The organism is Deltaproteobacteria bacterium (genome assembly GCA_012522415.1).
Lineage (GTDB): Bacteria > Desulfobacterota > Syntrophia > Syntrophales > JAAYKM01 > JAAYKM01.
In genome coordinates this window covers 1-12,537 of sequence record JAAYKM010000114.1, presented here as the reverse complement: position 1 = coordinate 12,537, position 12,537 = coordinate 1, and the positions used below count along the sequence as shown (strand labels likewise).

The window sequence follows — 12,537 nt, the reverse complement described above, 5'->3', positions numbered from 1 at the left end:
GAAGCATCCATGGTGTTCGTGGGCAACACTCAGCACACCGTGCCCTACATGCTCAAACACTCCGACCTGTTTTGCGAGTTGCCCGACAAGTTCTACGACTCCGCATTTCTGGACCGAATTCACTTCTACATTCCGGGTTGGGAAGTTGATATCATCCGGGGCGAGATGTTCTCCAGCGGCTACGGTTTCGTGGTGGACTATCTGGCCGAGATTCTCCGCTCGCTGCGCAATCACGATTATTCAGATCGCTACAGAGAGCACTTCTCGCTCTCCACTGATATCTCAACGCGGGATCGCGATGGCATTAATAAAACATTCTCCGGCCTGATGAAGATCCTGTTTCCTCAAGGCGAAGCGACCAAGGAAGAGATTGAGGAGCTGCTGCGGTTCGCGGTTGAGGGTCGCAAGCGCGTCAAAGACCAATTGATGCGCATCGACTCCACCTACGGCAACGTCCACTTTACCTACCAAGACAGTGGTGGCCAGGTTAAGCCTGTCACCACGCTCGAAGAAGAGGAATACCCCGGCTATTACCACAAGACCATCGCCGAGGGTGAAGACGGGAAAATCGCAGAAGCTGTGCAACCGGACTCGCCCCAAAGTCCATCCGAACCCCTGGCTTCGACCGAGCTCGTCCTCAAGGAAAAACACCTCACATTCCAGGAGAACCAGAAGGGTCTCTCCTTCGATACGCTGCTCGGCCCTTATCTCAAGGGCGCGACCGAAATCACAGTTACCGATCCGTACATCCGCCTGTTTTACCAGCTACGCAACTTCATGGAATTTTTGGAGACCGTGGTCAAGTACAAGGCCCCGGATGAGGAAGTGTCGGTGCATCTGGTGACAACGGAAGACGAGTTCAAAGGCGAACAGCAGAAGGACAACCTCGAGAAGATGAAGGAGTCCGCAGGCAGCGTGGGCGTTGACTTCACCTGGGAATTCGACGGCTCCGGCACGATCCACGCCCGCCACATCGTGACCGACCACGGCTGGAAAATCTCCCTGGATCGCGGCCTCGACATCTTCCAGCACTACGAGATGAACGATGCCTTCACCTTTGCCAATCGCCTGCAGCAATACCGCCCATGCAAGGCTTTCGAGGTAACGTTCATTAAACACAAGCGGGAAGCTGAGGGGGAATAACATGAGCGGGATATCGGTTTCACTGAGCAAATGGTTTTCAAAGCGGCCCCAATGGCTCCAGATTGCGACTTCTCGGCTACTTCAGCAGCCTGAACTTACTGAAAAAGACGTCTCTGAGCTCGCAACCCAGTGCCAGCAGGAAGCCGACGGTAAACTGCCCAAAACGGCCTGTTCCTTTCCTGCTAGCGCGTTTTCCCAGGGCGCAGCAGGCACTTTACGTTTGTGTTCGATCAGTGATGTCGAAGGAGTAAACGCCCTTGCTCCGAAAAAGCCACTGGAGTTTGGCAAGGGCAATATCACGATTGTTTATGGCAACAACGGGTCAGGCAAATCCGGTTACGTCAGACTCCTCAAACATGTATGCGGAGCCCGCGAGACGGGTGCCCTCCACCGCAATGTCTATAAGCCCGGATCTGCCGCACAGAAAGCCTGTATTTCGTTTGAGCAGGACGGCGTGCCGAAGACTCATACCTGGTCAGGGCAAGGTATCTGCGATGATCTCAAGAGCGTTGATATTTTCGACACCTCGTTTGGCAAGGTCTTTGTCAGCAGCGAAGACGAGGTGAGTTACGAGCCGCCGGTTCTATCGTTCTTCAGCTCGCTCATCCTTGCATGCGAAAAGGTCGCATCAGCCTTGGACACGGAGGCTAACCGGCACCCGTCCAAAAAACCGAATATCCCAGTCGACAAGAAGATAACCTCTGAAGGTATCTGGTACGAGGCCATCAGCGCCAAGACCACCATCCGGGACATCGACAAGCATTGCACATTTACCAGTGCTGACGAGACCGAAATGCAAACGCTGCAGCAGCGCCTTGCCGAACAGGCACCGGCGGGAAAAGCGAAACAGTTGAGAAAGCAGAAACACCATATTGACACTCTGGTCCAGGATGCTCAAAAGTATCTGGAGCAATTATCGGACGAGAATTACCGGCGGATCATTGCAGCCAAGAAGAAGTCGATTCTAAAGAAGACAGCAGCAGATGCGGCGGCGGAAAAGGTGTTCTCCGGCAGCGAGTTGGAAGGCATCGGGTCTGATGTATGGAAAGAGCTTTGGGAAGCAGCCCGAAACTACTCCGTATCGGCTGCATACAAAGAGGCCGAGTACCCGAATGTTGCTGATGATTCCCGTTGTGTCCTGTGCCACCAGACCTTGACCCAGGGAGCCAAGGAGCGGTTGGTCTCCTTCGAAAATTTCGTGAAGGGCGAAATGCAAAAAGCCGCATCGGATGCGGCCAAGGAATACGAGACTGCCAGTCAAACTATCGAGGCGCTACCGGCATTGGAGACGCTGAAGACACGTATCGATGCGGCTGGTATTTCACCGGATGAAGTCGCCAGTCAGGTGACGGGTTTCTTTGCTCAATTGCAGGCTAGAAAAGACCTACTACCTGGGATCGATTCCGAAGAATCCATTCCCGACCCTCTGCTCTCACCGGAATGGATCGAAGAAACCAACGCCCAGTCAAAAAGCCTCGGCGAACTCGCAGCAAAATATGACGAAGACGCCAAAAGCGACAACCGAGAGGAGGTCAAGAAAAAGCTAAACAGCCTGCAGGCCAGAAAGTGGTTGTCTGAGCACCGCGCCGCCATTGAAGAAGAAGTTACCCGATCGAAGCTACTGAACCAGATTCAAGAAGCCAAGAAGTCGACCAATACCAAAACCCTGTCTCAGAAGAAAGGAGATCTGGCAGAAGCCTTGATCACGGATGCGTTCGTGAAAAGGTTCAACGCGGAACTCAAGGCCCTGGGCGCATCTCAGGTGAAGGTTGAGCTCGTGAAATCAAAAGTCTCCAAAGGCCGCGTCCTTCATAAGCTCCAGCTTCGGGGAGATTCTCAGTATGGCCTCGCCGATGTACTGAGCGAGGGAGAAAGCCGGATCGTTTCCATTGCGGCTTTTTTGGCCGACGTCACCGGCAAGAGCAACCAGGCCCCGTTTATCTTTGACGATCCAATATCCTCGCTTGACCAAAGCTATGAAGAGGCAGTGGTTCAAAGGCTGATCGAGTTGTCGCAGGATAAACAGGTCATTGTCTTTACTCACCGTCTGTCCTTGTTGGGAACGGTCAGGCATTTTGCCGAGAAGAAGTCCATAAAGCCCGATGTGGTGAGCATCCGCTCTGCAGACTGGGGTGCCGGAGAGCCAGCACCCATTCCATTTTCACAGAGTGACATCAAAACCGCCCTGAACACTCTCATGAATCAGCGGTACCAGGACGCGAAGAAGGCGAGTGAAAGCGGCGAATTTGAACATACTGAAATCTTGCTGAAGTCGATATGCAGCGATTTCAGGACATTGGTGGAGCGATCTATTGAAAATGATCTGCTGTGCGGGGTGGTTCAAAGATTTCCGCGGCCGATCCATACGTTGAAGCTCAAGGACCTGGCCAAATTGAAAGACTCGGATTGCAATCTCCTTGATTCACTCATGAACAAATACTCAGGGTTTGAACACTCACAGCCAACAGAATCTCCAGTGGAACTTCCGAAGCCAGACGATCTTCTGGCGGACATGACTTCATTAAAAACCTGGCGTGAAGAATACGCGAAGCGTCCCGCCTCTGCGGTGGCTGGGTAGTATTATGAGAGTTCTTCACACATCGGACTGGCACATCGGCCGCACTCTTCACGGCAGAAAACGCTACGAGGAGTTCGAGGCTTTTTTGAACTGGCTGGGGGATGCCATTGAGGGTAACGGGGTCGATGTCCTGTTAGTGGCGGGAGATGTTTTTGACTCCGCCACCCCGAGCAATCGCGCCCAGGAACTCTATTACCGCTTCCTGTGCCGGGTGGCCGCCTCGCCCTGTCGGCATGTTGTCGTTGTGGCGGGCAACCACGATTCCCCGTCCTTTCTCGATGCGCCCAGGGAGTTGCTCAAGGCCCTCGATGTCCACGTGGTGGGGAGCGCCGCTTCCTCCACGGAAGACGAAGTGCTGGTGCTTCGTAATGAGCAGGACGCTCCGGAATTGATTGTCTGTGCCGTGCCCTACCTCCGCGACAGGGATATCCGGGTGGCGGAGGCTGGTGAGAGCGTCGAGGACAAGGAGCGAAAGCTGATTGACGGTATCCGCACCCATTACGCCGCCGTCGCCGCCCTGGCCGAACAGAAGCGTGAGGAACTCGGGGCCGATATTCCCATCGTTGGTATGGGACATCTGTTCACCGCAGACGGACAAACCGTCGATGATGATGGGGTGCGCGAACTCTATGTCGGTTCCCTGGCCCGCGTGACGGCCGGGATTTTTTCTGCCTGCTTCGCCTATCTGGCGCTTGGTCGCCTCCACGTCCCGCAAAAGGTGAACGGCTCCGAAACCATTCGGTACAGCGGTTCCCCTTTGCCCATGGGGGTTGGAGAGGCGGAACAGCAGAAGAGCGTTTGCCTGGTTGAGTTCCACGGCACGGCCGCATCGGTAGAGTTGATCGATGTGCCGGTGTTTCAGAAGCTCGAACGCGTCAAGGGAGACTGGGACGGCATCTCAAGCCGCATCCGTGAATTGTCGGCCAAAAAATCCCGAGGCTGGCTTGACGTCATCTACGAAGGTGACGAGGTCATTGGCGACCTGGCTGAACGCCTGGAGGCCGAGATTTCCGGCACCCCGATGGAAATCCTCCGGATCAAGAACAACCGCGTCATCGACCGCGCGCTGGGACAGAGCCGCGAAGATGAAACACTTGACGATCTGAATGAGAACGACGTGTTCGAGCGATGCCTCGCCGTTCATGGTGTGCCTGAAGAGCAGCGGCCTGAGCTGCGCCGCACATACAGGGAAGCGGTCTCGTCTCTCGATGAAGATGACGTACGGGCGGAATAGGGGGGCGGGCCATGAAAATAATACACGTGCGCTTCAAAAATCTGAACTCACTGGTGGGTGAATGGCAAATCGACCTGACGCACCCGGCTTTTACCGGTGACGGCATCTTCGCCATCATCGGCCCCACCGGTTCGGTAAAGACCACGATCCTCGATGCGGTCTGCCTCGCCCTTTACGGGCGGACGCCTCGCCTGAACAAGGTCACCAAGAGCGGAAACGAAATCATGTCCCGTCAGACCGGCGAATGCTTTGCCGAGGTGACCTTTGAAACCCAGTCTGGGCGTTACCGCTGTCATTGGAGCCAACACCGGGCACACAAGAAGCCTGATGGCGAACTCCAGGCCCCGAAACACGAAATTGCCCATGCCGATTCCGGCGAGATTTTCGAATCCAAGATCAAAGGGGTTGCCGATCAGATCGAGTCGGCTACCGGCATGGACTTTGATCGTTTCACCCGTTCCATGTTGCTGGCCCAGGGCGGCTTCGCCGCGTTCCTTCAGGCGGCGCCGGATGATCGGGCTCCGATTCTGGAGCAGATAACGGGCACAGGGATCTATAGCGATATATCCATTCGTGTCCATGAGCGGCGGCGCGAGGAGAGGGAAAAGCTGAACCTGCTCCAGGCGGAAACGGCAGGTATCGTGATGCTTGAGCCGGAGCAGGAACAATCGATTAGGCAGACACTCGATACCAAGCGGAAGGAAGAGACGGACCTTGCGGTCCAATCCGCTGAGACCGGTAGAGCCATCGCCTGGCTCACCACCATCGATGGGCTGAAAAAGGAAATCGGCGGCCTGACTGACGAGGCGAGGAGGCTGCAAAACGATATGGAGGCGTTCCAGCCGGATCGTGAAAAGCTCAACCGGGCTTTGAGTGCCGCCTCGCTGGACGGCGCGTACGCGACGCTCACCGCCAACCGCAAACAACAGGCCGAGGACAGAGCGGCATTGAAAACCGAGGAAGGGGCCCTCCCCGGACTGGAATCCTCCGCCGAGGAACAGGCCGAGGCACTGAAATCGGCTGAGCAACAGACCGTCCAATCAAAAGAAGAGCTGAAAACGGCCGCGCCTGGATTGCGGAAGGTTCGCTCCCTGGATCAGAGACTCGCCGATCAGAAAAAAGCCGTTTCGGAAGGGGATGAGGGTTGTAAAAAGGATGCGGCAAAGATTCATGCAAACAAAAAAGCCCGACTCGAAGAGGCGGAGAAAAAATCCAGGGCCCAGGAGATACTGGACCTTGTGAGCGGTTACCTCAAGGAGCACGCACAGGACGAGTGGCTGATCGGTGGTTTGGCCGGTGTTGAGGAACAGTTGGGGGGTCTGCTCTCCAGGCAAAGTGAAGTCGATCAAAAAGAGGTTGACCAAAAAGCGGCTGCGACGGCTCTGGATCTGGCTGCAAGGTCACTTGAGAGCTGTCGGAAGCGATCCGGCATTCGGAGGCAGGAGTTGGAGGACGCCTCCAAACAGCTTCAGCAGGGCAAGGATGCCCTGAGCCGGCTACTGGGGGAACGCTTGTTGCGGGAATACCGCGCCGAGAAGGAAACCCTGCTGCGTGAAAGGGCCTTCCTGACGAAGATTGCGGAGCTTGAAGATCATCGGGCAAAACTGGAAGACGGCAGGCCCTGTCCACTCTGCGGCGCCACCGAACACCCCTTTGCGCAAGGGAATGTCCCCGTTCCCGATGAAACGGAAAAGAAGATCGAGACCCTGACCCAACTCATTGGCCGTGCCGATGAGCTTGAAACCAACATGAAGGGCCTTGAGGCAACGGTAAATGAGGCCCGCGTAAACCTGACGGAAGCTGAAAAACTGGAGGCGGCAGCGGCTAATGACAAGAAGGCCGCCGAAAAAGCCCTGGCCGAGGTGAAGGACAGCCTGGAAAAACTCCGTGCCGATTTTGCCGAACGCAGGCAGGCCGTTACGACCAAACTCCAGCCGCTTGGTATTGGGGACATCCCTGAAACGGGCATTGCATCACTGATCGAATCCCTCAGAGCGCGGCTGAAGGCGTGGCAGGCCCAGGTCAAGAAAAAGGCGGACATGGAGAAACAGATGGCCGACATCGACGGCGAGGTGAAGCGGCTGGATGCGGTGATTGAAACCCAAAGCACCGCCCTGACCGAAAAGCTGGAGCGACTGGAGGTCTTGAAAAGGGAACTCGCCGCCGGAAGTGAAGAACGTCATGCACTGTACGGCGACAAGAATCCCGACGATGAGGAGCGCCGCTTGAACAAGGCGATTGCTGATGCCGAAGGTGCCGAAAAGCAGGCCGGAGAACGGCACAACAAGCTCCGGCAAAACTGGAATACCGCGAAGGCCCGCGTCGAATCGCTGAAGAAAGGTATCGACCAGCGAGAGCCGGCGCTGAAAAGGCTGGAAACTGAATTCACCGCGGCGCTGGCGCCCGTTGGCTTTTCCAATGAAGAACAATTTCTGGCGGCTATATTACCCTCTGAATCTCGGGCGGAGCTGACGGCCAGGGCCAAGGAACTGGATGAGCGCCGGACAGACCTGAAGGCCAGACAGAAGGATCGGGAAACGCGCCTGGCCACGGAAATGGCCCGCAGGCTCACGGACACGTCGCTGCAAGAACTCGAACCGCAATTCAAAGAGCAGGAGGAAGGCCTGAAAGAGCTGCGGGATATCCTTGCCGGTCTCAAGCACAGGCTAAGTGAGAATGCGGCTGCAAAAGAACGGATAAAAGAGAAGCAGACCGCCATCGAGGCCCGGAAAAAAGAGTGCCGCCGGTGGGAAAACCTGCACGCATTGATCGGTTCCGCCGACGGCAAGAAGTATCGCAATTTTGCCCAGGGGCTGACCTTCGAAATGATGATTGGTCACGCCTACCGGCAACTGCAGAAAATGACCGATCGCTATTTACTGATCCGTGACGATACCCAGCCCCTGGATCTTAACGTGGTCGATAACTATCAGGCTGGGGAGATTCGTTCCACGAAGAACCTTTCCGGCGGCGAGAGTTTTATCGTCAGCCTGTCCCTGGCGCTGGGTTTATCCCACATGGCGAGCAGGAACGTCCGGGTGGACTCGCTGTTCCTGGATGAAGGCTTTGGCACCCTGGACGAGGAAACCCTTGACACCGCCTTGGAAACCCTCGCGGGCTTGCAGCAGGACGGTAAGCTGATCGGCGTCATTTCACACGTACCCGCCTTGAAGGAACGAATCAGTGCGCAGATCCAGGTAACGCCTCAAAGTGGAGGCAGGAGCGAGATATCCGGACCTGGATGCGGCAAGATCGGCTCAGCTTAGCGGATCTGGAATTTCGGGAAGGGGGGTTAATAACAGGGAAGGCTCCATCTGAATATGGCCAGATGTTGGGGGTAAAGTCGAAGAAGGATAGCATACGGCAAGGGGAGCCGCGTGCTATCCCATCCTCTTTTTTCTGAATTGATTTGTCCTTGAATATGGAACCTGTGACCCATCGGCTTGCGTGTTTTACGCGTTCATCACCGACCCTCAGGCTATGTTCACGGCACGCCCCCAACCCGGGTTGCTTATCACCTTGCCGTCCTTCATGACTATTTTGCCCCTAACCATGGTCAGGATGGGCCAACCCTTCAATTCCCAGCCGTCGTAAGGGGAAAAATCACAATATGATGGGGACATGTTCCCGGAAATCTTCTGCTTTTTGTTGATATCAACGATGACAAAGTCTGCGTCTGTTCCCGGATTAAAGGATCCTTTTTGCGGATAAATTCCAAATACTTTAGCAGGATTGTAACACAGATAATTTGCGATTTGATTGAGAGACATGCGACCCTTGTGATAACCCTCGGAAATCATCATGGGCAGCATCGTCGGCATTTCCTGCCAGGACGGCAACATTTTTACAATATTGCCATCGCCTACGTGTTCCTTTTCATTCATGCATGCAGAGTCAGTCGCTACCGTGTTGAACTCATTGCTCTTTATTCCCTCCCACAGCCTCTCCATATCTTCCGGCGTTTTATAGGCGGGTGTCGTTTTTGCGAGCCAGGGCCTCTTGCACATTTTTCCTTCCTGGTCAATGGTCAGATACCTTGGTCCCGTTTCCAGATATACCTCGTGCCCCTGGTCTCTGAATCTCTTTGCAATATCCAGAACTTTTCCGCATCCGACATGTACGATATAAAGGGGAACCCCAACTTCTTTCGACATTCTGCAAGCTGTGTCGGCATCGACCGCCTCGGTAATGGGAGGCCGCCCTTTATTGAAATCGAAGAAGGTATTTTTTGAATATCTCTTGCCGAATAATTTCATCAGCTCATAATTTTCCGCATGCACCATGGTCATACCGCCGATGTCCCTGATGCACTCCATTCCTCTATAGAGGTAGGGAAGATCGATGCCTACGATGCCCACCCTTTTCATCTCATCGCCTTTGTAAGCCATGAAAAATTTGTGATTTTTCAATCCACGGTCAGCACATGTTTTTATATCCTTCAAATGCGTTTCCGTCATGCAGGTACCATGAAAGCCGATGTCGACAGTGGATAGACTTTTCACGGCGTCGATATAGTAGTCTATTCTTGATGCCATGGAACCCGTCGGCGAACCCAAACCCTCTAATATATAGTGGTAAAATGTTGTGACACCCCCCGCGGCTGCCGCAGCACTCTCTGATTTGAGATCGTCCTCAAATGGCCGAAAAGCACCGACATGCGTGTGAACATCAATAATGCCGGGCATGACGTAATTGCCTTTTGCGTCGATGATCTCCCCTGCATTGGGACCAATCTTCTCCGTCGTCAAAAAAGCGATCTTTTGATTCTCAACGGCAATAGACACGCCATCGATAATTCCGTCTGGTGCAATCAATTTTCCATTGGTGATAAAGGTCCTTTTGTTGCTTGCGTGGGCGGATTGCACACCACTTAGGCCATTTCCGGCTAACGCGGAACCGACGATTGCCGCGCCTGCCAAAGATGTTTTGACAAAATTCCGTCTACCCTGATTTACTGGTTCGCTTTTGCTGCTCATGACTGACCTCCTTTTTTACTTCAGCTATTTACCGATGTTCTCCAAATTATTATATAATGATAAAATAGACAATACGGGATATGTTCGTGTATAGCCTCAGGTATATCCTGATACTGTAATGGTGACAAAAGGCAGGATCACCGATTTATTCTGGTTCTCTTCAACCCGCATCCGCCGCGAACGCCGCCCACAAAAAGATCAAAATCATGCGGAAAGTAAATATTTTGAAAGTCCACATTGCGGGCAATATGTTCCGCAGGCCAATCCCGGCAAGGCCCCATCTCGCTGTTCTTGTCGATTCTCTGAATTTGCGTATTCGCTACCCTCAGGTATCGCGGCGTTTTCTATTCATTGGCGGTAATAGGAGAGGCGAAGTGAAAGGTTCCTTTCCGCCAAATAGTCGATGAGAAATGTTCGATCGTTATTATTTTTCGTGTCTACTCCCATGGCACTTACATGTCGGGTGGCGGTCGGGATTTGAAATTGCGGTGGCGGACAAAATTTCCGTAAGAATTTCAAAGTCGCGCTTGACTTTTGCGGCCCTATGGATGATATGTCAAGTGATCAATCTGACATCATGAATGGTTCCGTCAATACATCAGGAAATCCACCAAGGAGAAATACATTGGACGAGCAGCACAGTATGGCGAATCTGGTCCGTGAGCTGCGGAAACTGACCGGTCTGACTCAGGAAAAATTCGCGGCAAGGCTGGGGGTGACCTTCCCCACGATCAACCGCTGGGAAAACAATCGCGCCAGGCCTTCGCCGCTGGCAATGGAAAAAATCGAGAATTTGTTGCTCAGCCTGGGTAAAAAAGGCAAGACGCTGCACAAAATCTATTTGGAAAAGAATGGGTAGTCCATGGCCCAGCTTGAACACATTGAAGCCATTGAAAACCGGCTCTGGAGCGCTGCTGACACCTTGCGGGCCAACTCCAATTACGCCAGCAACGAATATTTTCTGCCCGTAATGGGCTTGATCTTTCTGCGCCACGCCTACAGCCGCTATCTTGCCGTTAGGGACGATATCGTGGCCAACTTGCCCACGCGCGGCGGCAAAACCCGGCCGCTGCGCAAAGAAGATTTTTCTCAAAAAAGTGCCATCTTCCTGCAGCCCGAGGCCCAGTTTGATACGCTTGTGGCCCTGCCCGACGGCGTGGACCGCGCCCGGGCCATCATCAGCGCCATGGAGTCCATTGAAGCCGACTACGAAAGCCTGCGCGATGTCCTGCCCAAAAGCGAGTACCAGGAACTGGACAACGCGGTGCTTGGCCAGCTTCTGCGCACGCTCAATCCCGAGGAGCTCAAACATGTTTCCGGGGATGTCTTCGGCCGCATCTACGAGTATTTCCTCACCCAGTTCGCCGATCAGAAGGCTCATGACGCCGGCGAGTTCTTTACCCCGGTCTCGCTGGTTTCCCTCATCGCCAACGTCATCGAACCTGTTCACGGCATCGTGCTGGATCCGGCCTGCGGCTCGGGCGGCATGTTCGTGCAGAGCGCCCGGGTGGTGGAACGGCGACACGAAATCCCCGCCAGGAAACTTATCTTCTACGGCCTGGAAAAGAACGCCACCACCATCCGCCTGGCCAAGATGAACCTGGCGGTGCATGGCCTGGAAGGCAAGATCCAGAGAGCCATCACCTATTATGAAGACCCCCACGAGCTGCTGCGCAAGGCTGATTTTGTCATGGCCAATCCCCCGTTCAACGTGGATGAAATCGATGCCGACAAGGTGACGAGCGATCCTCGCCTGCCCTTCGGCCTGCCCGGGGTCAATAAAAAAGAAAAGGTCTCCAACGGCAACTACGTCTGGATCAGCTATTTTTACAGCTATCTGAACAAACAGGGCCGGGCCGGGTTTGTCATGTCCTCCCAGGCCTCCAGCGCCGGACGTGACGAAGCCAAGGTGCGTCAGAAGCTGGTGGAAACCGGTGACGTGGATGTCATGATTGCCATCCGCTCCAACTTTTTCTATACCCGCACCGTGCCCTGCGAACTCTGGTTTGTTGATCGGGATAAGCCGGAAGCGCTCCGCGACAAGGTGCTGATGATCGACGCGCGAAACGTTTACCGCAAGGTGACACGCAAGATCTACGATTTTTCTCCCGAGCAGGAGCAGAACCTCCTGGCCATCGTCCGGCTCTACCGGGGCGAGACCGGGCGCTACCTCGACCTGGTGGCGGGCTACTGTCAGCGCATGCTGGCCGAGGGCGCGGCTTGTTTCACGATGAAAGACGACAACGGCGAAACGGTCAAACCGCTGCCCGATTTCAATGGCGCGCTGGCCACGCTGCGCGGAAGTATCGAACCCTTCCTCAAGACACTGACCAAGGACTCGCCCGCCCTTGAGGCGCTCAAAGAACTGGATGATGCCATCCTGCTGTTCAAGGCGGATGCGGAGTCTTTCCGTAAAAGTGTCAGCAAGCAGCAGGCGGCATGGCAGCAACAGAAAACCACCAACGGTGAATTGAAAAAGGCGGTGAACCGTCTCGCGTCGCTGGCTGAAACCAGCCGCAACCTGGTCAAGCAGACCGTCCTGCTCTACAAGCTCGCCGGCCGCCTGATCGAAACCTGTGAAAACGAATGTGGCGCCCGTGAACATG

General features: G+C 54.5%; 7 protein-coding genes. 6 read left to right on the top strand and 1 reads right to left on the bottom strand.

The genetic code is table 11. The features are described from left to right. From GX147_09300 to GX147_09285, 4 genes are all read left to right on the top strand, one after another. Positions 1-1,143, top strand: a 1,143-nt coding sequence (locus tag GX147_09300; GenBank protein ID NLN60875.1) for an ATP-dependent Lon protease, incomplete at its 5' end; no start/stop codon positions are given. Position 1,144: 1 nt separating this feature from the next. Further along, positions 1,145-3,721, top strand: coding sequence for an AAA family ATPase (locus tag GX147_09295; protein ID NLN60874.1), 2,577 nt, complete (start codon positions 1,145-1,147; stop codon positions 3,719-3,721). A 4-nt stretch (positions 3,722-3,725) separates the two neighbouring features. After that, positions 3,726-4,955 (top strand): exonuclease subunit SbcD, encoded by a 1,230-nt coding sequence (gene sbcD / locus GX147_09290; protein ID NLN60873.1) that lies wholly within the window; start codon positions 3,726-3,728, stop codon positions 4,953-4,955. An 11-nt stretch (positions 4,956-4,966) separates the two neighbouring features. Next, positions 4,967-8,221 carry an AAA family ATPase gene (locus GX147_09285; protein ID NLN60872.1) on the top strand — a complete coding sequence of 1,085 codons (3,255 nt, stop codon included), beginning with the start codon at positions 4,967-4,969 and terminating at the stop codon, positions 8,219-8,221. Positions 8,222-8,428: 207 nt separating this feature from the next. Here GX147_09285 and GX147_09280 read toward each other — a convergent pair whose 3' ends face one another. Then, positions 8,429-9,931: an amidohydrolase family protein gene (locus tag GX147_09280; GenBank protein NLN60871.1), complete on the bottom strand. Its 1,503-nt coding sequence runs from the start codon at positions 9,929-9,931 to the stop codon at positions 8,429-8,431. Positions 9,932-10,574: 643 nt separating this feature from the next. Here GX147_09280 and GX147_09275 point away from each other — a divergent pair. Then, positions 10,575-10,790 carry a helix-turn-helix transcriptional regulator gene (locus GX147_09275; GenBank protein ID NLN60870.1) on the top strand — a complete coding sequence of 72 codons (216 nt, stop codon included), beginning with the start codon at positions 10,575-10,577 and terminating at the stop codon, positions 10,788-10,790. Between the two features lie 3 nt (positions 10,791-10,793). Beyond that, on the top strand, positions 10,794-12,537 hold a 1,744-nt coding region (locus GX147_09270), incomplete at its 3' end, for an N-6 DNA methylase (protein ID NLN60869.1).